This is a genomic window from Paraburkholderia sediminicola (assembly GCF_046027355.1).
Taxonomy (GTDB): domain Bacteria; phylum Pseudomonadota; class Gammaproteobacteria; order Burkholderiales; family Burkholderiaceae; genus Paraburkholderia; species Paraburkholderia sediminicola_B.
In genome coordinates this window covers 1-294 of record NZ_JAQQEK010000160.1, presented here as the reverse complement: position 1 = coordinate 294, position 294 = coordinate 1, and the positions used below count along the sequence as shown (strand labels likewise).

Here is a 294-nt window from a genome sequence, read left to right as displayed (position 1 = left end):
TGTAGTGGTCCAATGGTCCTGGACACCTCTAAAGGGGATAATTCTCCAACTGAGGTGAGAGACATGGGCAGACGGAACCTGACTGACGAATTCAAGGCAGAGGCGGTGCAACTGGTGGTTGCGCAGGGTTATTCAATCACCAAGGCCTGCGAGGCGCTGGGCGTAGGCGACTCGGCTTTGCGGCGCTGGGTGGCGCAGTGGCGTGCGCAGCAGGCTGAGCCACCACGCAGCGACATGCAGATCCAGCGCGACCAGCGACGCATCCGTGAGCTGGAAGCGCGTGTGATGGAGCTC

General features: G+C 61.2%; 1 protein-coding gene. It reads left to right on the top strand.

The genetic code is table 11. The annotated features are described in order from the left end of the window. Positions 1–63 precede the first annotated feature (63 nt). A partial coding sequence (locus PQR42_RS45715; RefSeq protein WP_408495954.1) for a transposase occupies positions 64–294 on the top strand: 231 nt, incomplete at its 3' end.